The 19,889-nt window shown below is 62.9% G+C and carries 19 protein-coding genes; 15 read left to right on the top strand and 4 right to left on the bottom strand.

Translation table 11 applies throughout. From position 1 onward, the window contains the following. Positions 1 to 154: 154 nt before the first annotated feature. From ABWL43_RS27320 to madM, 14 genes are all read left to right on the top strand, one after another. Complete coding sequence (locus ABWL43_RS27320; RefSeq protein WP_404485659.1) at positions 155 to 5,971, top strand: Hpt domain-containing protein; 5,817 nt, start codon at positions 155 to 157, stop codon at positions 5,969 to 5,971. Beyond that, positions 5,964 to 6,419, top strand: coding sequence for a chemotaxis protein CheW (locus tag ABWL43_RS27315; RefSeq protein ID WP_053258465.1), 456 nt, complete (start codon positions 5,964 to 5,966; stop codon positions 6,417 to 6,419). The genes ABWL43_RS27320 and ABWL43_RS27315 overlap by 8 nt, the downstream gene beginning before the upstream one ends. Before the next feature lie 507 nt (positions 6,420 to 6,926). Then, entirely contained in the window at positions 6,927 to 7,175 is a 249-nt protein-coding gene (locus tag ABWL43_RS27310; RefSeq protein ID WP_145157709.1) for a DUF6124 family protein, read from the top strand. 265 nt (positions 7,176 to 7,440) lie between these two features. Continuing rightward, a complete protein-coding gene (locus tag ABWL43_RS27305; RefSeq protein ID WP_404485655.1) occupies positions 7,441 to 8,070 on the top strand; it encodes a nucleotidyltransferase domain-containing protein in 630 nt (209 codons plus the stop codon). Next, positions 8,033 to 8,467, top strand: coding sequence for a hypothetical protein (locus ABWL43_RS27300; RefSeq protein ID WP_404485652.1), 435 nt, complete (start codon positions 8,033 to 8,035; stop codon positions 8,465 to 8,467). The genes ABWL43_RS27305 and ABWL43_RS27300 overlap by 38 nt, the downstream gene beginning before the upstream one ends. A gap of 260 nt (positions 8,468 to 8,727) precedes the next feature. Further along, positions 8,728 to 10,398 (top strand): malonate decarboxylase subunit alpha, encoded by a 1,671-nt coding sequence (gene mdcA, locus ABWL43_RS27295; protein ID WP_145157701.1) that lies wholly within the window; start codon positions 8,728 to 8,730, stop codon positions 10,396 to 10,398. Continuing rightward, positions 10,399 to 11,232: a triphosphoribosyl-dephospho-CoA synthase gene (locus ABWL43_RS27290; RefSeq protein WP_404485649.1), complete on the top strand. Its 834-nt coding sequence runs from the start codon at positions 10,399 to 10,401 to the stop codon at positions 11,230 to 11,232. Further along, the gene (locus ABWL43_RS27285) at positions 11,232 to 11,531 is read left to right on the top strand and encodes a malonate decarboxylase subunit delta (protein ID WP_056857713.1); all 300 of its coding nucleotides are present in this window, start codon (positions 11,232 to 11,234) and stop codon (positions 11,529 to 11,531) included. The genes ABWL43_RS27290 and ABWL43_RS27285 overlap by 1 nt, the downstream gene beginning before the upstream one ends. Beyond that, a complete protein-coding gene (locus ABWL43_RS27280; RefSeq protein ID WP_404485645.1) occupies positions 11,524 to 12,366 on the top strand; it encodes a biotin-independent malonate decarboxylase subunit beta in 843 nt (280 codons plus the stop codon). Before ABWL43_RS27285 ends, ABWL43_RS27280 begins: the two co-directional genes overlap by 8 nt. Beyond that, on the top strand, positions 12,363 to 13,133 hold the full coding sequence (gene mdcE / locus ABWL43_RS27275; protein WP_404485642.1) for a biotin-independent malonate decarboxylase subunit gamma: 771 nt from the start codon (positions 12,363 to 12,365) through the stop codon (positions 13,131 to 13,133). Before ABWL43_RS27280 ends, mdcE begins: the two co-directional genes overlap by 4 nt. Beyond that, positions 13,127 to 13,723, top strand: a complete 597-nt coding sequence (locus ABWL43_RS27270) for a malonate decarboxylase holo-ACP synthase (RefSeq protein WP_404485640.1) — start codon at positions 13,127 to 13,129, stop codon at positions 13,721 to 13,723. Before mdcE ends, ABWL43_RS27270 begins: the two co-directional genes overlap by 7 nt. Further along, on the top strand, positions 13,720 to 14,619 hold the full coding sequence (mdcH, locus tag ABWL43_RS27265; protein WP_404485638.1) for a malonate decarboxylase subunit epsilon: 900 nt from the start codon (positions 13,720 to 13,722) through the stop codon (positions 14,617 to 14,619). The genes ABWL43_RS27270 and mdcH overlap by 4 nt, the downstream gene beginning before the upstream one ends. 67 nt (positions 14,620 to 14,686) lie before the next feature. After that, the gene (gene madL, locus ABWL43_RS27260) at positions 14,687 to 15,091 is read left to right on the top strand and encodes a malonate transporter subunit MadL (RefSeq protein WP_106575654.1); all 405 of its coding nucleotides are present in this window, start codon (positions 14,687 to 14,689) and stop codon (positions 15,089 to 15,091) included. A gap of 1 nt (position 15,092) precedes the next feature. After that, the gene (gene madM, locus ABWL43_RS27255) at positions 15,093 to 15,857 is read left to right on the top strand and encodes a malonate transporter subunit MadM (RefSeq protein ID WP_145157686.1); all 765 of its coding nucleotides are present in this window, start codon (positions 15,093 to 15,095) and stop codon (positions 15,855 to 15,857) included. A 102-nt stretch (positions 15,858 to 15,959) separates the two neighbouring features. Here the strand turns inward: madM and ABWL43_RS27250 are convergent, their stop codons facing one another. The 3 genes from ABWL43_RS27250 to ABWL43_RS27240 are packed head-to-tail and all read right to left on the bottom strand — an operon-like array spanning position 15,960 to position 18,020. Then, positions 15,960 to 16,874: a LysR substrate-binding domain-containing protein gene (locus tag ABWL43_RS27250; protein WP_242199842.1), complete on the bottom strand. Its 915-nt coding sequence runs from the start codon at positions 16,872 to 16,874 to the stop codon at positions 15,960 to 15,962. 37 nt (positions 16,875 to 16,911) lie between these two features. Next, complete coding sequence (locus ABWL43_RS27245; protein ID WP_145157682.1) at positions 16,912 to 17,454, bottom strand: chromate transporter; 543 nt, start codon at positions 17,452 to 17,454, stop codon at positions 16,912 to 16,914. Further along, on the bottom strand, positions 17,454 to 18,020 hold the full coding sequence (locus tag ABWL43_RS27240) for a chromate transporter (RefSeq protein WP_404485634.1): 567 nt from the start codon (positions 18,018 to 18,020) through the stop codon (positions 17,454 to 17,456). The genes ABWL43_RS27245 and ABWL43_RS27240 overlap by 1 nt, the downstream gene beginning before the upstream one ends. A gap of 175 nt (positions 18,021 to 18,195) precedes the next feature. Between ABWL43_RS27240 and ABWL43_RS27235 the strand changes: the two genes are divergently transcribed. Further along, entirely contained in the window at positions 18,196 to 18,813 is a 618-nt protein-coding gene (locus tag ABWL43_RS27235; protein ID WP_124418644.1) for a hemolysin III family protein, read from the top strand. A gap of 89 nt (positions 18,814 to 18,902) precedes the next feature. On the opposite strand, the gene ABWL43_RS27230 is transcribed toward ABWL43_RS27235, so the two are convergent. Next, on the bottom strand, positions 18,903 to 19,805 hold the full coding sequence (locus tag ABWL43_RS27230) for a LysR family transcriptional regulator (RefSeq protein WP_404485631.1): 903 nt from the start codon (positions 19,803 to 19,805) through the stop codon (positions 18,903 to 18,905). Positions 19,806 to 19,889: the final 84 nt, after the last annotated feature.

Here is a 19,889-nt window from a genome sequence, read left to right as displayed (position 1 = left end):
GTCCAACTGTGGGAGCTGGCTTGCCTGCGATAGCGGACTGTCAGTTGATCCATCTGAGGCTGACCCACCGCCATCGCAGGCAAGCCAGCTCCCACAGTGGATCTCCATTGTTCATGGCAACACCAGCAATTCACGAATTCTAAGCGGAGCAGTTATGGTTGATCGGCACGACTACGTGGCCCTCGAATGGGTCAAGGGCGACATTGCCGAAACCCTGAAACAGGCCCGTTCGGCGCTGGACGCGTTTGTCGAAACCCGCGACAGCGACGCCATTGCCGAGTGCCTGGCCGGTATCCACCAAGTGCATGGCGCGCTGCAGATGGTCGAGTTCTACGGCGCAGCGCTGCTGGCCGAAGAGATCGAAGCGCTGGCCCTGGCCCTGCAAGCCGAGCGCGTCAGCCAGCGCGATGAAAGCATCCGCCTGCTGCAACAGGCCCTCGGGCAACTGCCGCTGTACCTCGACCGCGTGCACAGCGCCCGCCGCGACCTGCCGCTGGTGGTGTTGCCGCTGCTCAACGACCTGCGCAGTGCGCGCGGTGAAAGCCTGCTGTCGGAGACCAGCCTGTTCAGCCCGCAGCTGTTGTCGATTGCGCCGTTGCCCGACGAGGCCTTGGCCCAACGCACACTGCCGGACCTTCACGAGCAACTGCGCCAGTGGCATCAACTGCTGCAACAGGCCCTGGCCGGTCTGTTGCGCGAGGACCACGGCCCCAGCAACCTGGAAGACATGGCGCGGGTGTTCGCGCGCCTCGAAGCGTTGTGCCAGGGTGCGCCCTTGCTGCCGTTGTGGCAAGTCACCTCGGCGCTGGTCGAGGGCATGCTCACCGGCGTGATCGCCAACAGCCCGGCGCTGCGCAGCCTGCTCAAGGCCAGCGACAAGCAACTCAAGCGTCTGCTGGTCCAGGGCATCGGCGGCATCAACCAGCCCGCGCCGGATGAACTGCTAAAAAGCTTGCTGTTCTACGTGGCCAAGGTCACCCGGCCGACGCCGCGCATGCAAAGCCTCAAGGAACGCTACGGGCTGGATGAAGCCTTGCCCGACAGCGCCGTGGTCGATGCCGAGCGTGCGCGTTTGGCCGGACCGGACCGCAATGCCATGGGCTCGGTGCTTGGCGCCTTGTGCGAGGAACTGGTGCGGGTCAAGGAGCGCCTCGACCTGTTCGTGCGCAGCGACCGCCAACACACCAACGACCTCGATGCCCTGCTGGCGCCACTGCGCCAGATCGCCGACACCTTGGCGGTGCTGGGCTTTGGCCAGCCGCGTAAGGTCATCATCGATCAACTGGCGGTGGTGCTGAGCCTGGTGCAGGGCCAGCGCGAGCCCAATGACGCGGTGTTGATGGATGTTGCCGGCGCCTTGCTCTACGTCGAGGCCACGCTGGCGGGCATGGCCGGCACCGTCGAGCCGGAGAGCCGCGAAGAAAGCCGCCTGCCCACCACCGACCTGACCCAGATTCATCAATTGGTGATCCGCGAATCCTGCCAATGCCTGCGCCAGGCCAAAGAGCTGGTGATCGATTGCCTTGAGGCCGATTGGGACCGCCAGCGCCTGGAGTCGCTGCCCGAGCTGCTCAGCCAGGTGCGCGGCGCGTTGGCGATGATTCCGCTGCCGCGTGCGGCGAGCCTGATGCGTGGTTGCACCGATTATGTCGATGAACAGTTGATGACCGGCGCTGCGCCACCGCCCGAGGCGCAGCTGGCGCATTTCGCCGACGTGGTCAGCAGCCTGGAATACTACCTGGAACGCATGCTCCAGGACCCCGACGCCGCCGGCGAACGCGTGCTGGAGCTGGCCACCCAAGGCCTGGCTGCACTCGGCTATCTGCCGGTCGAAAAGCCTTGGCGCCAGGCCCTGGCCGCGCCGGATGGCGCCCTGTCGACAGAGATCGCACCGAGCCAGTCCCAATTCGATGCGTTGGCCAACCCCACGTCACGCCTGAATCCGCCTGCCCTGCACCGTCCGGGCAGCCTCTTGCCGCCGCCCGTTGGCGAAGAACCTGTCGACGATGAACTGCGCGAAGTCTTCCTCGAAGAAACCGATGAAGTCCTTGAAGTGCTGCACCGCTACTTGCCCAACAGCGCCGAAAAAACCGCGCAAAGCGAGATGCGGCGTGCCTTCCACACGCTCAAAGGCAGCGGCCGGATGGTCCGCGCCCTGGTACTGGCCGAGCTGGCCTGGGCCGTGGAAAACCTGCTTAACCGTGTGCTCGAACGCAGCGTGGCGCTCGACGCTGACGTGCAACAGGTGCTGGATGAGGCCGTGGCCCTGCTGCCGGAGCTGATCGCCGACTTTGCGGCCGACGACCAACGCCAGCGCGATGAAGTCGACGCCCTGGCGGCCCGTGCCCATGCCTTGGCCAGCGGCACTCAACCGGCCGCAGAGCCCCATGACCCGATGTTGCTGGAGATCTTTCGCAACGAAGCCCAGAGCCACCTGGAAAGCCTCAACCACTTTCTGCAACAGGCCGCCGAGCATATGCCGCTGCAAGTCAGCGATGAACTGCAACGTGCCCTGCACACCCTCAAGGGCAGCGCCTACATGGCCGGCGTGTTGCCGATGGCCGAACTGGCGCGACCGCTCGATCACCTGACCCGCGAATACAAGGCCCACCGTCTGCCGCTGGACCTGGATGAAGTGGAACTGCTGCTGGAAGCCGAAGGCCTGTTCCAGCGCGGGTTGCGTCAGCTGGACAGTGATCCGCTGGTGCCGATCAAGGGCGCGGCAGAGTTGATCAGCCGCACGCAAAGCCTGCTCGACCAGCAGCTGCAAGCCTTGCTCGACGCGCCCAACACCGGGCTGCGCATCAAGCGCGACGCGCAGCTGATCAGCAACTTCCTGGCCCAGGGCATGGACATCCTGCTGGATGCCGAAAGCCTGCTGCGCCGCTGGCAGCAACACCCCGGCGAACGCCAGGAACTGACCGCGCTGCTGGACGAGTTGACCACCCTGGGCGAGGGCGCGCACATCGCCGACCTGCACGCCATCGACGAACTCTGCGAAGCCTTGCTCGACCTCTATGGCGCTGTGGAAGAGAGCAGTCTGGCGGTCAGCGAACGGTTTTTCCATGAGGCCGAACAGGCCCATGAAGCGCTGATCAACATGCTCGACCAACTGGCGGCCGGCCAGGAAATCAGCCCGGCGCCGGCGCGGGTAGACGCCTTGCGCGAGCTGCTGGATGAAGCCCTCGACCCGTCCGCCACCGGCCTGATCAAAAGCGACGGCGGGCGCGCCCCAAGCATCTCCGAACTGGGCGCCGCCACGGCCCGGTTGGGCCAGGACACGGCGATGGACGACGAGATCGTCGAGATTTTCCTGGAAGAGGCAGTGGACATCCTCGACAGCGCCGGGCAGTCGCTGAAACGCTGGCTGCTGGAGCCGGACAGCGCGGCGCCGTTGTCGTCGTTGCAGCGGGATTTGCACACCCTCAAGGGCGGCGCGCGCATGGCCGAAATCGGCCCGATTGGCGACCTCGCCCATGAGCTGGAATGCCTGTACGAAGGCCTGGTGGACCGCCGCTACAGTTACTCGACCGAACTGTCCCAAGTATTGATGGCCAGCCATGAGCGGCTGGCCGTGCAGCTCGATCAACTGCAAGACCACCAACCCCTGAGCGACTCCAGTGACTTGATCGCGCAGTTGCGCGCGTTGCGCCAGAACAACGCGCCTGCCACTGCGCCCACAGAACCTGAAACCGCAGCGGCTGATCCCGAGTTGCTGGATATCTTCCTCGAAGAAGCCGCCGATATTCTCGACAGTTCAAGCAGCGCGTTGCTGCGCTGGCAGGCCGAGCCGAGCAATCGTCAGGAGGTGGAAACCTTGCTGCGCGACTTGCACACCCTCAAGGGCGGCGCGCGCATGGTCGAAATCGGGCCGATTGGCGATTTGGCCCATGAGCTGGAGTTTCTCTACGAAGGCCTGTCTGCCGGTTTGCTTGCGCCGTCGCCGGAATTGTTCGCGTTGCTGCAAGGCTGCCATGACCGCCTGGCGCAGATGATCGACGCGGTGGCGGGCGGTTTGCCGGTGGGGTCGGTGGATAAACTCATCAAGCGCATCAGAAGCCTGGTGCACCCCGGTGATGAGCCGCTGGCGCCCGTAGCCTTGCCGGCCGGCAAGGCCGAAGCGGCGGTGGACCCCGGCGCCGACATGGTGAAAATTTCCGCTGACTTGCTTGATGATCTGGTCAACCTGGCCGGTGAAACCTCAATCTTCCGTGGCCGTATCGAGCAGCAAGTCAACGACGCGCGTATCGCGCTCAACGAAGTCGAAACCACCATCGAGCGCATGCGTGACCAACTGCGCCGCCTCGACACCGAAACCCAGGGCCGCATTCTCAGTCGTCAGCAGGCCGAGGCCGAGCGCCTGGGCTATGAAGAATTCGACCCGCTGGAAATGGACCGTCATTCGCAGCTGCAGCAGTTGTCGCGCGCGCTGTCCGAATCGGCCTCCGACCTGCTGGACCTCAAGGAAACCCTCGACCGTCGCAACGGGGATGCACACAACCTGTTGCAGCAACAGGCACGCATCAACACCGAGCTGCAAGAAGGCCTGATGCGCACGCGCATGGTGCCGTTCGAACGCATGCTGCCGCGCCTCAAGCGCATCGTGCGTCAGGTGGCGGAGGAGTTGGGCAAGGACGTTGAATTCGTGGTCGGCAATGCCGAAGGCGAGATGGACCGCAACGTGCTGGAGCGCATGGTGGCGCCGCTGGAACATATGCTGCGCAATGCCGTCGACCATGGCCTGGAGTCCCGCGAGGCGCGCGTGTTGGCCGGTAAACCCGAGAAGGGCCGTATCAGCCTGGACCTGACCCACGAAGGCGGCGACATCGTCTTCGACATGCGCGACGACGGTGCCGGTGTGCCCCTGGACGCGGTGCGGCGCAAGGCGATCAAGCGCGGCCTGCTCGCGCCTGATCAAGACATGAGCGACCGCGACGTGTTGCAGTTCATCCTGCAGCCGGGCTTTTCCACCGCCGAAAAAATCACCCAGATTTCCGGGCGCGGCGTGGGCATGGACGTGGTGCACGAAGAAGTGCGCCAGCTCGGTGGCTCGATGTTCATCGACTCGACGCCGGGCGCGGGCGTGCACTTTCGCATTCGCCTGCCGTTTACCGTGTCGGTCAATCGCGCGCTGATGGTGCAATGCGCGGACGACCAATATGCGATCCCGCTCAACACCATTGAAGGCCTGGTGCGCGTGTTGCCCCATGAGCTGGCCGGGCACTATCAGCAAGATCCGCCGCGTTACGAATACGCCGGCCAGCGTTATGAATTGTTCTATTTGGGCGACCTGCTGCACACCGTCGCCCGGCCCAGACTGCTCGGCCAATACCAGCCCGTGCCGGTGCTGCTGGTGCAATGCAACGAGCGGCGCGTGGCAGTGCACGTGGACGCCATGGCCGGTACGCGCGAGATCGTGGTCAAGGGCCTGGGGCCACAGTTTGCCGGCGTGCAGGGTTTGTCCGGGGCGACCATTCTGGGCGATGGTCGCGTGGTGCTGATTATCGACTTGCTGGCGCACATCCGCGCCCGCCAACCGGCGTTGCCGGCCCAGTCGGTGGACGCGCCGCTGATCCTCAACGACCCGCTGAAAAAACGCCCGCTGCTGGTGCTGGTGGTAGACGACTCGGTCACCGTGCGCAAAGTCACCAGCCGCCTGCTGGAGCGCAACGGCATGAACGTGCTCACCGCCAAAGACGGCATCGACGCCATCGCGTTGCTCGAAGAACACACCCCGGACCTGATGCTGCTCGACATCGAAATGCCGCGCATGGACGGCTTCGAAGTGGCGATCCAGGTGCGCAACGACCCCCGGCTGATGCGCCTGCCGATCATCATGATCACCTCGCGCACCGGCCAGAAACATCGCGACCGCGCCATGGCCATCGGCGTCAACGACTACCTCGGCAAGCCGTACCAAGAGTCGGTGCTGCTGGAAAGCATCGCCTACTGGAGCAAGTCCCATGCTTGACCACCGCACCAGCCAACTCACCGGCCTGCTGCTGCCCCTGGCCGACCGCCACCTGGTGCTGCCCAACGTCGCCATCGCCGAACTGATCGACTTCCAGCGCGGCGAACCGGCCAGCGACGCACCGCCGTGGTACCTGCGGCAAGTCACATGGCGCGACCGGCAGTTGCCGTTGATCAGCTTTGAAGCCGTGTGCGGCGAGGCCAGCGTGACCGGCGAGCGCTCGCGGATTGTGGTGCTGAACGCGCTGGGCGGGCGGCCGACGTTGAAGTTTATTGCGATGGTGATTCAGGGCATTCCGCGTTCGTACAAGCTGGATAGCCAGTTGAGTTACGTGGACGTGCCGCTGTGCCCGCTGGAACTGGCGGCGGTGCAAGTGGGGGAACATGTGGCGAAGGTGCCTGACCTTATGGGGCTTGAAGCCTTGTTGGTCGAATCCGGCCTGGCCTGACCCTTGTGGCTTGCACCATTTTTCGTGGCGAGCGGGCTTGCCCCGCGTTGGGCTGCGCAGCAGCCCCAAACCTGCCGTCTCTATAAACCTGACACACTGCGTTTACCTTAATGGGGCCGCTTCGCAGCCCAACGCGGGGCAAGCCCGCTCGCCACGGGAAGCGCTTTTGCTTTGAGATTTGTAGGAGGGCCTCGGATTTTTCCCGCAAGATTTCGGGCTGTGCGTGAACTTGTTGTGGGTAGTCATGGAGGCTAGTCTTCGCTCCGTCATCGAAAAAAACGGTGACACGGACGTGCAAGTCCGACGAAACTGTTTAGGCGTAAAAACGCCCAGCCAACCACGGGCGTTTTTTGTGCTCGCTGCTTTATGGCGGCTGCGCGCAGGAGGTCTTCGGACCTGCTGGGTGTCCTAAACAGGCCCGGTCTTGCACACCTGCGCACGGTCGCCACCCTCATTCGCGTGCAAGCGAACGGTGGCGCTCCTTACTGACTGTTTAGGAGTTTCATCATGGTCAAACCTACCCCCAATCCACCTGCTTCCAAGCTTTTCACCGTAGACCCCCATCAGAACACTGAAACCCTGCTGGTCAACGCCAGCGAAACTTTGTCCTCGCTAAACGCCATGACCTGCAATCTGGCCTTCAACCTGGACACCTCCCAGCGCGCAATCATGCTCGGCATTCAGCAAATGGCCGAGTTGAGTCAGTTACTGGTTGATAGAGCGCTGGAACACGTCAGCCCTGCGCCGGTAGGTTGAAGCGGTCCCAAACAGGGACCGATTTTTAACAGACACCACCGAACAAATGTGGGAGCTGGCTTGCCAGCGATGGCGGCGTGTCAGTCGACATCTTAATAGCTGACCCACCGCTATCGCAGGCAAGCCAGCTCCCACCTTTCGATCTTCATTCGGCTCAAATCCAGTATTTGCTGATTGATCATTTCCAATATCCCATCCCCTTAAAACTTGATCGTTCCCAAAAAGGGACCTATCGTTCCCTTTTTGGGACTCTTTGGCCGCTGCCATGCAAACCTTGCCGCTCAGCACTGCACTCTTCACCAACACTCAGCAGAAAGTGCTGGGCCTGCTTTTCGGCAAGCCCGATCAAAGTTTTTTCACCAATGAAATCGCGCGTTGGGCCCAGGTGGGCAAGGGCAGCCTTACCCGCGAGCTGGAGCGTTTGCAGTTGGCGGGTATCTTGAGCATGACGCGCCAAGGCAATCAGACCCATTACCAGGCCAACCCCCAATGCCCGATTTACTCGGAGTTGTTGGCCATCGTGCGCAAGACCCTGAGCCTGGATGAACCCGTGCGCAATGCATTGGCACCGTTCGCCGAGCAGATAACCTGGGCCTTTATCTACGGCTCCATCGCCAAGGGTGAGGCGCACTCATCCAGTGACATAGATCTGATGCTGATCGGCCAAAGCCTCAACTACAGTGAAGTCATGGAGCAGCTCATACCGCTGGAAGAGCAACTGGGTCGCACCATCAACCCAACGCTTTACACCCCTGAAGACTGGATCGGCAAATGGAATGCCGGGAACAGTTTTGTGCAGCGGGTCGTGCAGCAGGACAAGATCAATCTGATCGGGGGCAACCCCCTGGAATCCATGGATGGACAGCAAGGCAAATCTGGAAAATCTGCAACGTAGCGGTGGCTTGAAGGCTGAGCCGCCGGATCGCAAGGAGTGTGACGGGCTGATGCGCTCGGCGCGGGATCGGTTAAGGGATGCGGGTAACCCACAGCTATCGTTCGCCAGTCGTTTCGACTTGGCCTACAACGCCGCCCACGCCATCGCGCTCACGGCCTTGCGCCTGCAAGGGTATCGTTCTGACAAACGCTATCTGGTCTTTCGATGTCTGATTCACTCCGCCGACGTGAGCAGGGTGCAGGTGAGGTTACTGGCGTTATGTCATGAGCGCCGAAACCTGGCGGAATATGAAGGGTATATGGATGAGGATGAGGCATTGCTTGGGCAGTTGATGGATGGCGCGATGTCTCTGCTGAATAGAGTGGAAGATGTGTTGGCTGTGCGTCAGTGGCAATGACGTGATTCTTCGCAACACCGCCAATCAAATGTGGGAGCTGGCTTGCCTGCGATAGCGGTAGATCAGCTGCAGATATGTCGACTGACAGTCCGCAATCGCAGGCAAGCCAGCTCCCCCATTTTTAATCTTTGTTCGGCTTGAGTCCGCGATTGCTGACGATCCGTTACTCCAACCGTAACGATCCGCCGTTGGGCTTGATTGATACCCCCCACGTTCACTCCTAAGGTACAGCCCACGACAGCAAACCCCGTGGAGCGACCATGACAACAACCATCACCCCCGACTCGCGCTGGACGCGGCGGCGCGACGAGAAGCAGCGGCGCCTCGGGCTGGTCAAAAAATACGCAGACGGGGCGGTGTTGCCCAGTGACAGAATCGTCGAGGCCCTGGAGGCGCTGATCCTCCCTGGCGACCGCGTGGTGCTGGAAGGCAACAACCAGAAGCAGGCCGACTTCCTCTCGCGCTCCCTGGCCAAGGCCGACCCGGCCAAGCTCCACGATTTGCACATGATCATGCCCAGTGTCGGCCGTTCCGAGCACTTGGACCTGTTTGAAAAGGGCATCGCCCGCAAGCTCGACTTCTCTTTCGCCGGCACCCAATCCCTGCGCATCAGCCAGCTGCTGGAAGACGGCCTGCTGGAAATCGGCGCGATCCACACCTACATCGAACTCTACGCGCGGCTGGTGGTGGACCTGATTCCCAACGTCGTGCTCTCGGCCGGTTTCATGGCCGACCGCGCCGGTAACATTTACACCGGCGCCAGCACCGAAGACACCCCGGCGTTGATCGAGCCTGCCGCGTTCAGCGATGGCATCGTCATCGTGCAGGTCAACCAGTTGGTGGATGACGTTACCGATTTGCCCCGCGTCGACATCCCCGCAAGCTGGGTGGATTTTGTGGTGGTGGCCGACAAGCCGTTCTACATCGAGCCGCTGTTCACCCGCGACCCGCGCCATATCAAGCCGGTGCATGTGCTGATGGCGATGATGGCGATCCGTGGCATCTACGAAAAACACAATGTGCAGTCGCTCAACCACGGCATTGGGTTCAACACCGCCGCCATCGAATTGATCCTGCCGACTTACGGCGAATCCCTCGGCCTTAAAGGCAAAATCTGCCGCAACTGGACCCTCAACCCACACCCAACCTTGATCCCTGCCATCGAAAGCGGCTGGGTGGAAAGCGTGCATTGCTTTGGCACCGAACTGGGCATGGAAAACTACATCGCCGCGCGGCCTGATGTGTTCTTCACCGGCCGCGACGGCTCGATGCGCTCCAACCGGATGTTCTGCCAGCTCGCCGGCCAATACGCCGTGGACCTGTTTATCGGCGCCACCCTGCAAGTGGATGGCGACGGGCATTCCTCCACCGTGACCCGTGGCCGCCTCGCCGGTTTTGGCGGCGCGCCGAACATGGGCCACGACCCGCGCGGCCGTCGGCATGGCACCCCGGCCTGGCTGGACATGCGCCACGATGACGCGCCGCAAGCCCTGCTCGAACGCGGCAAAAAACTCGTGGTGCAGATGGTCGAAACCTTCCAGGAAGGCGGCAAACCCACTTTCGTCGAGACCCTCGACGCCGTCGAAGTGGCGCGCAAAAGCGGCATGCCGCTGGCGCCGATCATGATCTACGGCGACGACGTCACCCACCTGCTCACCGAAGAAGGCATCGCCTACCTGTACAAGGCGCGCTCGCTGGAAGAGCGCCAAGCGATGATCGCCGCCGTCGCTGGCGTCACCGCCATCGGCCTGCGCCACAACCCCAAGGACACCGCGCGCATGCGCCGCGAAGGCTTGATCGCCTTGCCCGAAGACCTCGGCATTCGCCGCACCGACGCCACCCGCGAGCTGTTGGCCGCCAAGAGCGTGGCCGACCTGGTGGAGTGGTCCGGTGGCTTGTACAACCCGCCCGCCAAATTCAGGAGCTGGTAAATGCGCGCGCTCAAACTGCATGAACTGAGCCTGGCTGATCGCCTGGCAGACATGGCCGTCGACGCGCTGATCGATGAGGCGGACCTGTCGCCCAAACCGGCCTTGGTGGACCGCCGCGGTAACGGTGCCCATAGCGATTTGCACCTGGGCCTGATGCACGCTTCGGCACTGTCGCTGTGGCCGATGTTCAAGGAGATGGCGGAAGCCGCGCTTGAGTTCGGCGAAGTGGGTTTGCCTTTGCGCGAAGCCCTCGGGCGTATCGGCCGGGAAGGCGAGCAGGCGATGCTCACCACCACCAATGGCGTGAACACCCATCGCGGCGCGATCTGGGCGCTCGGTTTGCTCACTGCTGCTGCGGCGCTGGAGCCACGCAGCGTCACGCTGACGGCGGCCAAGTTGGCCCTGCTCAACGACCGCTACGCCCCGCAGCCGCTGAGCCACGGCGCCCAGGTTGCTCAACGCTACGGCGCGCGCGGCGCCCGTGAAGAAGCACAACTGGGCTTCCCGTCCGTGACGCAACGTGGCCTGCCGCAACTGCACAAGAGCCGCCAGCAAAACGCCGGTGAGCAGAACGCACGCCTGGATGCCTTGCTCGCGATCATGACTGACCTGGCCGACACCTGCGTGCTCTACCGCGCCGGCACCGAAGGCCTGCACGCCATGCAACGCGGCGCCCAAGCGGTGCTGGACGCAGGCGGCAGCGCGACCCTCGCCGGTCGCCGCCAATTGCACGAACTCGACGACCAACTGCTGGCCCTGAATGCCTCCCCCGGCGGCGCCGCTGACCTGTTGGCCGCCTGCCTGTTTATCGACCGCCTCGACGGAGCGTTTTGATGGAAACCTTATCCTTTGAATTCCCCGCCGGGCAGCCGCCCAAAGGCCGTGCGCTGGTGGGTTGCGTCGGCTCCGGCGACCTGGAAGTGCTGCTGGAACCTGGCACGCCCGGCACGCTGACCATCCAGGTGCAGACCTCGGTGAATGGCGCCGAACAGCGCTGGCAGCATCTGTTCGAGCGGATCTTTCAGGAGCACACGCCGCCGGCGTTGAAGATCGATATCCACGACTTCGGCGCCACGCCCGGCGTGGTGCGTTTGCGCCTGGAGCAAGGCTTCGAGGAGATCGGCCATGACTGACTTGCTCAACAAACACAGCTTCGTTGAATTGGGTGCCCGGCAGCGGGCCAAGGCCTTGCTCGACGCCGGCACGTACCGCGAACTGATCGACCCCTTCCAACGCGTGATGTCGCCCTGGCTCAGCCGTCAAGGCGTGGTGCCCCAGGCCGATGACGGCGTGGTGATCGCCAAAGGCAGCCTCGCCGGAAAGCCGGTGGTGGTGGCCGCTATCGAAGGCAACTTTCAGGGCGGCAGCCTCGGTGAAGTGGGCGGTGCAAAAATTGCCGGTGCGCTGGAATTGGCGGCTGAAGACAACCGCAAGGGCATCCCGACCGGCGCGGTGCTGTTGCTGGAAACCGGCGGCGTGCGCTTGCAGGAAGCCAACCTCGGCCTGGCGGCGATTGCCGATATCCACGCGGCGATTGTCGACCTGCGTCAGTACCAGCCGGTGATCGGCGTGGTGGCCGGCAGTGTCGGTTGCTTTGGCGGCATGTCCATCGCCGCTGGGCTGTGCAGCTACCTTGTGGTCACTCGCGAAGCACGCCTGGGCCTGAATGGCCCGCAAGTGATCGAGCAGGAGGCAGGCCTGGAAGAATACGACTCCCGCGACCGCCCGTTTATCTGGAGCCTCACCGGCGGCGAGCAACGCTTCAACAGCGGCCTGGCTGACCGTTACGTGGCGGACGATGTGGCGCAGATCCAACAGACGGTTACCGCGCTGTTGCAACAAGGTATGCCCGAACACCCGCGCAGCCGTCAGGTCGATTTCTACCTGACGCGCCTGACCGAGCTGGACGCCACGCCGCAAATTGACGCGGCGACGGTGCGCGACCTGTACCAAGGAGATCGCTCATGAGAGGCCTGCAGTGGTTCAACGCATTGAGTGCCGGCGCCACACCTGTGGACGGTTTGCCGGCCTCGCTGAAAGTCGCCGACGGCGTATTGGGTGAGCAAGCCGTGCGCTTCATCGCCGTGGTCACCGACGCGCACAACCGTTTCCCGCGGGCGCGCAATGGCGAAGTCGGCCTGCTCGAAGGCTGGGGCCTGGCCAAAGCCGTGGACGATGCCATCGCCCGTGGCGACAAGCGCCCGATCATCGCCATCGTCGATGTGCCCAGCCAAGCCTATGGCCGTCGCGAAGAAGCCTTGGGCATCCATCAAGCCCTGGCCGCCGCCGCCGACAGCTACGCCCGCGCTCGGTTGGCCGGGCACCCGGTGATCGCGCTGCTGGTGGGCAAGGCCATGTCCGGCGCGTTCCTCGCCCACGGCTACCAGGCCAACCGCCTGATTGCTCTGCGCGATCCCGGCGTGATGGTGCATGCGATGGGCAAGGCGTCGGCGGCGCGGGTGACCCTGCGCAGTGTCGAAGAGCTGGAAGCCCTGGCCGCCAGCGTGCCGCCGATGGCCTACGACATCGACAGTTATGCCAGCCTTGGTTTGCTCTGGGAGACGCTGTCGGTCAGTCAGATTGAACACCCCACGGCGGACGATGTGGTGCGCGTCAGTGATTGCCTGCTGCACGCCATCGACGATGTCGCGGGCCCCGATTTAAAAGGACGCCTGGGCGCCACCAACCGTGCCGCTTCCAGCCACGTACGCCAACTGCTGCGGGAGCAATGGTGAACGCTCACGATTTGCTCTGGGGCATGGCCCCGGCGCATCTGCCCGCCGACGCGCCGGCTTGGGCGGTGGACGCGATCAACGCCGGCCACCCGGTGGTGGTGCGTCGCGCCATCGCCGAGCCGGGCCGGGTGGCCGTCGGCGTACGCGGGCGTTTGCGTGAGCAGCGGTTTGCGGCCGTGATGCCCATCGCGGCGGTGCAACGGCGAGTAGTGCCCGAGGCGCTGCGCGGTGTGACCTCACCACGGGATTTACCGGCGTTGCGCGCGCTCGATCTATTGCGGCCAGTGTTAGCGCAGGAGACGTGGGGCGTCACGGGCAGCGCGGGTTTTGAGTTGGCCAGTGGAGTTGAAGCACTGCATGCGCAGAGCGACCTGGATTTGATCCTGCGCACGCCCCAGCGTTTGGAGCGCGGTGATGCCGAGGACCTGCTCGCGATATTGGACACGGCGCCGTGTGCCGTGGACCTGCAACTGCAAACCCCGTTTGGCGCCGTCGCCTTGCGCGAGTGGGCGGGAGGCTCGCGCCGAGTACTGCTGAAAACCGTCAGCGGCGCGCACTTGGTAGTTGACCCGTGGCAGGCGGTGGCATGAGCAGCCTTCTGGTATTTCCGGGGCAGGGCGCCCAGCGTACGGGCATGCTCCGCGCGCTGGCGGCCGACGTTCTGGATGAAGCCAGTGATGCCTTGGGTGAAGACGTTCGCCTGCTCGATTCGGCGCAAGCCTTGGTGAGTACGCGTGCTGTTCAACTGTGCCTGCTGATTGTCGGCGTGGCCCATGCCCGTCAGCTGCAACACACGCCGGATTACGTGGCGGGCCTGTCCATCGGCGCCTACCCGGCGGCAGTTATCGCGGGCGCCCTGGCGTTTGCCGACGCGGTAAAACTGGTCAGCTTGCGCGGCGAGCTGATGCAAAACGCTTATCCACAAGGCTTTGGGATGACCGCGCTGATCGGCCCTGAGTTATCCACAGTCGAAAACATACTGAGCGACATCCATAGCCCGCAAACGCCGGTGTATTTGGCCAACATCAACGCCGATAACCAAACCGTGATTGCTGGCAGCGATGCGGCGATGAAGCTCGTCGCAGCGCGCATCAAGGGCAACGGCGTCGCCAAGCGCCTGGCGGTCAGCGTGCCGTCGCATTGCGCGCTGCTGGAGGCGCCTGCCCAGGCGCTGGCGCAAGCATTCGTCACGCTCAAGGCGCCGCGCATTACCTACCTGAGCAGCACCCGCGCGCGGCCGATTCACAACCCCGAGCAACTGCGCGACGACCTGGCCTTCAACATGTGCCGCATCGTCGATTGGCGCGGCACCGTGCAAAGCGCCTACGAGCGTGGTGTGCGCCTGCAAATCGAACTGCCGCCGGGCGCGGTGCTCACTGGCCTGTCACGCCGCGTGTTTGAGCAGGGCACGGTGATTGCCTGCGAAGGCGCGCGCCTGGACACCCTGCAGGCCCTGCTGCAAGAGGAGGAACGCCGCCACCGATAAAGCTCCACCCAAGGCTTTCGAAGCACAAAAACAACAATTTCGATGAAGCACTTTGAGGACAACAACGATGATTATTTATGGTGTGGCCTTGCTGGCGATCTGCATGTTGGCGGGAGTGATCCTTGGCGACATGCTCGGTGTGTTGCTGGGCGTCAAATCCAATGTGGGCGGCGTCGGGATCGCCATGATCCTGTTGATCTGCGCGCGCTTGTGGATGCAAAAACACGGTGGCATGACCAAGGACTGCGAAATGGGCGTGGGCTTTTGGGGCGCCATGTACATTCCGGTGGTGGTGGCGATGGCCGCACAACAAAACGTGGTGACCGCGCTGCACGGCGGCCCGGTCGCTGTGCTGGCCGCCATCGGTTCGGTGGTGGTCTGCGGTTGCACCATTGCTCTGATCAGCCGCACGCACAAGGGTGAACCCTTGCCCGCCGAAGAGCCGCTGATCGCTGCTGCGGGAGGTCGCTGATATGTGGCCTCTGATTGAAAAAGGTTTGGAAAATAACAGCCTGGTCACCGCGTTTGCCTTCGTCGGTGTGGTGATGTGGGTTTCCGTGGTGCTGTCCAAGCGCCTGACGTTCGGGCGCATTCATGGCTCGGCGATTGCCATCGTGATCGGGCTGGTGTTGGCCTGGGTCGGCGGCACACTCACCGGCGGGCAAAAAGGCCTGGCGGACATGGCGCTGTTCTCCGGCATTGGCTTGATGGGCGGCGCGATGCTGCGCGATTTCGCCATTGTTGCCACCGCGTTTGAAGTGCAGGCCACCGAGGCGCGTAAAGCCGGGCTGATCGGTGTGATTGCGTTGCTGCTGGGCACCATCCTGCCGTTTATTGTCGGCGCGAGCATGGCCTGGGCGTTTGGGTATCGCGATGCGATCAGCATGACCACCATCGGCGCGGGCGCCGTGACTTACATCGTTGGCCCTGTGACCGGTGCGGCGATTGGCGCGACCTCGGATGTGATGGCGCTGTCGATTGCGACAGGGTTGATCAAGGCGATTCTGGTGATGGTCGGCACGCCCGTGGCGGCGCGCTGGATGGGCCTGGATAACCCGCGCTCGGCGATGGTGTTTGGTGGGCTGGCCGGCACGGTGAGTGGGGTGACGGCGGGGCTGGCGGCGACGGATCGGCGGTTGGTGCCGTATGGCGCGCTGACTGCCACTTTCCATACCGGGCTTGGGTGTTTGCTTGGGCCGTCGTTGCTGTACTTCATCGTGCGCGGTTTAGTCGGCTAATTGCTGTTGGTGTTGAGGGCCTCATCGCGGGCAAGCCCGCTCCCACATTTTGATGTGTGAATACAGTCAACTGTGGGAGCTGGCTTGCCTGCGATGGCGGTCTCAAGGCTGCCGATTGGCATACATCCGACACTCTGCCAGCAACGCCAGCAAATTCGGGTCGCGCTCCTTGGCCTTTAAAAACACCACGCCAATGTGCTGCTGCAACCGATACCTGGGTTGCAGCGGTATCAGCTTCACGCGGTTCTCATACACCGCCGCAATCCGCCCCGGCAGCAGGGCATAACCCACGCCCGAACTGACCATGCTCAACAGCGTGAAGATGTCATTGACCTGCATCGCCACCTTCGGCTCAAACCCCGCCTGGTTGAACACCCGGTTGCCGTCCTGATGCGTGGCGAAGCCTTGGGTGAGGGTGATGAAGGTCGCGTCGCGCACATCGGCCAGGTCGATTTCCTGCTCGCGGTCCAAGGGTGAGTCGGCCGGGGTGGCGAGGAAGATGTCGTCGGTGAACAGCGCGATCTGTTCGCAGTCCGGGTCGTTGGCACGTTCGTCGAGGGAGATCAGGATCGCGTCTACTTCCATGTTCTTGAGCTTGTAGAGCAGGTCGAAGTTGGAGCCCAGGATCAGGTCGATATTGAGTTCGCTGCGCCTGATTTTCAGGCCCATGATCAGCTGCGGTACGGTTTTGACCGTCAGCGAATACAGCGAGCCGAGCTTGAAGCGCTCAGCCGAGAAACCCGCGGCTTCGCGAGTCAAGCGCACGCTGTCGACCACGTCGGCCACCAGCTTTTGCGCGCGCTCTTCCAGCACGTAGGCGCTTTCCAGCGGGGTGAGGTTGCGCCCTTCGTGTTTGAACAGCGGGCAGCGCAGCGCGTTTTCCAGCGAGTGGATGGCGCGGTGCACGCTGACGTTGCTGGTTTGCAACTCGGCGGCGGCGCGGGCCAGGTTGCCGGTGCGCATGAACGCCAGGAAGATCTCGAGCTTCTTGAGGGTGAATTCTTCGTCGATCAGCATGGCCGTGGCTCTTAGTCGAATGCGGTCGATTGTGCCTCTAAAAGCAGTTCACTCCCAGCCATGCACTGCCCAGGCCCAGCAGCACGCCGCCGATGATCAGCCAGATCGCGTTGAGCCGCGTGTAATACACCACGGCGGCGCTGGCCAGGGTCAGCACCAGGCTGGTCGCGTTGTTTTCCAGGCTGTTCATCAGGATGTAGGTTGAGGCGAGAATCAGGCCGATGGAGATCGGCAGCAGGCTGCGTTTAACCCGTTGCACCCACGGCGTTCGGGTGTGCCGTTCCAGCCAGCCGGCGCCCAGGTAAGCCAGCACCGAACAGGGCACCAGCTTGGCCAACAACGCCACCAGCGCGCCAGGCAAGCCCGCCGCCTGCTGGCCGATAAACACCAGAAACATGCCGTTGGGCCCAGGCAGCGCCTGGGACAAGGCGAAGAAGGCGACAAATTGCGCGTCGGTGATCCAGTGCATATCGACCACGGTGTAGCGATGGATATCGCCGATGGCCACCGTGTTGCCGCCAATCGCCATCAGCGACCACAGCGCGCATTGAATCATCAGGTGCAACAGGACGGTTTGCATCAGCCGGCCACCTTGTTCGAACCGATAAAGCTCAAGGCCAGGGAGCTGGGAATGCAGATCAGCAAGACCATCCACAGCGGCAACACAAAGACGGCCATCAATACGAAGGTCAACACGAAGGCGCAGTAGTTGGCGAGCGTGCGGGGCATGGCCTTGAGCAGGCGCAGCGTGGTGCCGAGCATCAAACCCGTGGCAATCGGCATCACCGCGCCGAAGATCTGCTGCACCACGTCGTGGCTCCACCACTTGGCATAGGCAAATCCGGCAAGCACGGTGATCAACGAGGGGAACAGGTACAGCCCGCACACGGTCACAACCGCACCGGGCAAGCCATGCAGGCGCCGGCCGTAGATGATGCCGACGTTGGCGATATTGGGGCCGGGGAAGAACTGGCCGGTGGTCAGCAGCTCATTGAAGCTTTGCTCACTGACCCAGCGGCGACGGTCGACCATCATCTGCCGCGCCCAGGGCATCACGCCGCCAAAGCCGAACAGACCGACCATGGCAAAATTGTAAAACAGCTGCCATAGGCTGGGGTGAGGCGTGGCGGGTTCTAGCTCGGGCATGGCAATTACCGATAGGACGCTTTTACGTGGGAGCTGGCTTGCCTGCTCCCACAGGATGAAGCGAATCATCTATGGACGCGTGTATTTGGGCAAATGAAGAAAGGGTGTTACCTGATATCGGTAGGGTGGCGTCAGAATGCTCAAGGTGGTAACGGTTATTCGAGGTGAGTGACACATGTATCACGGGGAACGATTTAACGCCTGGAGCCATTTGGTCGGGGCTGTTGCAGCTTTTGTTGGCGCAGTGTGGATGTTGGTGGTGGCAAGCCTGGACGGCAGCCCCTGGAAGATCGTCAGCGTGGCGATTTATGGTTTTACGCTGCTGGTGCTGTACAGCGCGTCCACCGTGTACCACAGCGTGCGCGGGCGACGAAAAGAGATCATGCAGAAGGTCGACCACTTTTCGATCTACCTGTTGATCGCCGGCAGCTACACGCCGTTTTGCCTGGTAACGCTGCGCGGGCCGTGGGGTTGGACACTGTTCGGAATCGTGTGGGGGCTGGCGGTGATCGGCATCCTGCAAGAGATCAAGCCGCGCTCCGAGGCGCGCATTCTGTCGATTGTGATTTACGCGGTGATGGGCTGGATCGTGCTGGTGGCGGTCAAGCCGCTGATTGCTGCGCTGGGCACGGCGGGGTTTGTATGGCTGGCCTCGGGCGGGGTGTTGTACACCGTCGGGATTATTTTTTTTGCCCTGGAAGATCGCCTGCGCCACTCCCATGGGATCTGGCACTTGTTCGTGATCGGCGGCAGCCTGCTGCACTTTGTGGCGATCATGCATTACGTGCTTTGACCTGTGGGAGCTGGCTTGCCTGCGATACAGGCGACTCGGTCTATCAGTTAGACCGAGGCGATGCTATCGCAGGCAAGCCAGCTCCCACATCACAAGCGTTCCAGCAGTTCACACGCGCGCTTGCCGAAAATCTGCAGCAGGTTCGCCAGCATATGCGGCGGCGGTTCATCGGCGCGGGTCAGCGCGTACAGGGTGATTGGCAGCGGCGGGGTGAGCGTGCGGATGCAGGTGGTGGCCGTCGATGCGCCGAGGGCGGTGAAGGGATCGATCACGGTCAGGCCGGCGCCGGACTCCACCATGGCCCGGGCCAGGGAATAGGTCTGGACAGAAATGGTCACTCGTGGCGGCGGGTCGACATTTTCCAGGTAGCTGTCGAGCTTTGCCGCCAAGGGGTCGGCACTGGACAGGCCAATCAACGGCGCACCCGCCAGGTCAGTCAGTGGCAACGGTTTGCTCATTTGGGCCTCAGGCCAGTAACCCTTGGAAGCCAACGCCACCAGCCCCCCATTGGCCAACACTTGCGTGGTCAAACCCGGATGGCCGGAGAAGTTAAGCGTCAGCGCCAGGTCGATCTCACGCATCAACAGCTTCTGCACCAGCTCCCGGCTATGGTCGCTGGACAGCTCGCAGGCGATGTCCGGGTAGGCGCGCCTCCACTCCAGAATCGAAGGCGGTAGCAGTGACAATGCCAGGGCTGGGATCGCACCGATGCGCACACTCTGGCCCGGCTCGCGGCGCAAGCTCTTGGCCAGCCGCCGCACACCTTGCAGGCTCTCGGTAACTTTCTCGACTTCGCTTTCCAGCGCCAGGGCTTCCGGGGTGGGCTGCAGTTTGCCGCGCACGCGCAGAAACAGCGGGAAACCCAGTTGCAGCTCGGCATGCTGCAATACTTTGGTCACCGCCGGTTGCGAGACATGCAGCAACTGCGCGGCGGCGCTGACGGAGCCGGTCTGGCGGATGGCCTGGAAGATTTCGATATGACGCAAGCGCATGGCACGTCCATAACCTTTATTTATAGGTGAGCCATCTTTATTCATTGTCGGTGGCCTGTCACCTGCCCCTAGGCTTGAGGCCTG

This window comes from Pseudomonas sp. HT11 (genome assembly GCF_044875395.1).
Classification (GTDB): domain Bacteria; phylum Pseudomonadota; class Gammaproteobacteria; order Pseudomonadales; family Pseudomonadaceae; genus Aquipseudomonas.
Note: the sequence above shows the minus strand (reverse complement) of the source record. Positions and strands in the feature narration are given on the sequence as shown.

What these genes read in the sequence shown, in the direction of transcription:
- ABWL43_RS27300 (WP_404485652.1), top strand. Translation starts at nt 8,033, where the DNA reads ATGGACAGCAAGGCAAATCTGGAAAATCTGCAACGTAGCGGTGGCTTG.
- ABWL43_RS27230 (WP_404485631.1), bottom strand. Translation starts at nt 19,805, where the DNA reads ATGCGCTTGCGTCATATCGAAATCTTCCAGGCCATCCGCCAGACCGGC.
- mdcH (WP_404485638.1), top strand. Translation starts at nt 13,720, where the DNA reads ATGAGCAGCCTTCTGGTATTTCCGGGGCAGGGCGCCCAGCGTACGGGC.
- ABWL43_RS27245 (WP_145157682.1), bottom strand. Translation starts at nt 17,454, where the DNA reads ATGCAAACCGTCCTGTTGCACCTGATGATTCAATGCGCGCTGTGGTCG.
- ABWL43_RS27290 (WP_404485649.1), top strand. Translation starts at nt 10,399, where the DNA reads ATGCGCGCGCTCAAACTGCATGAACTGAGCCTGGCTGATCGCCTGGCA.
- ABWL43_RS27305 (WP_404485655.1), top strand. Translation starts at nt 7,441, where the DNA reads ATGCAAACCTTGCCGCTCAGCACTGCACTCTTCACCAACACTCAGCAG.
- madM (WP_145157686.1), top strand. Translation starts at nt 15,093, where the DNA reads ATGTGGCCTCTGATTGAAAAAGGTTTGGAAAATAACAGCCTGGTCACC.
- ABWL43_RS27280 (WP_404485645.1), top strand. Translation starts at nt 11,524, where the DNA reads ATGACTGACTTGCTCAACAAACACAGCTTCGTTGAATTGGGTGCCCGG.
- ABWL43_RS27285 (WP_056857713.1), top strand. Translation starts at nt 11,232, where the DNA reads ATGGAAACCTTATCCTTTGAATTCCCCGCCGGGCAGCCGCCCAAAGGC.
- ABWL43_RS27240 (WP_404485634.1), bottom strand. Translation starts at nt 18,020, where the DNA reads ATGCCCGAGCTAGAACCCGCCACGCCTCACCCCAGCCTATGGCAGCTG.
- ABWL43_RS27270 (WP_404485640.1), top strand. Translation starts at nt 13,127, where the DNA reads ATGGTGAACGCTCACGATTTGCTCTGGGGCATGGCCCCGGCGCATCTG.
- ABWL43_RS27310 (WP_145157709.1), top strand. Translation starts at nt 6,927, where the DNA reads ATGGTCAAACCTACCCCCAATCCACCTGCTTCCAAGCTTTTCACCGTA.
- mdcE (WP_404485642.1), top strand. Translation starts at nt 12,363, where the DNA reads ATGAGAGGCCTGCAGTGGTTCAACGCATTGAGTGCCGGCGCCACACCT.
- ABWL43_RS27235 (WP_124418644.1), top strand. Translation starts at nt 18,196, where the DNA reads ATGTATCACGGGGAACGATTTAACGCCTGGAGCCATTTGGTCGGGGCT.
- mdcA (WP_145157701.1), top strand. Translation starts at nt 8,728, where the DNA reads ATGACAACAACCATCACCCCCGACTCGCGCTGGACGCGGCGGCGCGAC.
- ABWL43_RS27250 (WP_242199842.1), bottom strand. Translation starts at nt 16,874, where the DNA reads ATGCTGATCGACGAAGAATTCACCCTCAAGAAGCTCGAGATCTTCCTG.
- ABWL43_RS27315 (WP_053258465.1), top strand. Translation starts at nt 5,964, where the DNA reads ATGCTTGACCACCGCACCAGCCAACTCACCGGCCTGCTGCTGCCCCTG.
- madL (WP_106575654.1), top strand. Translation starts at nt 14,687, where the DNA reads ATGATTATTTATGGTGTGGCCTTGCTGGCGATCTGCATGTTGGCGGGA.
- ABWL43_RS27320 (WP_404485659.1), top strand. Translation starts at nt 155, where the DNA reads ATGGTTGATCGGCACGACTACGTGGCCCTCGAATGGGTCAAGGGCGAC.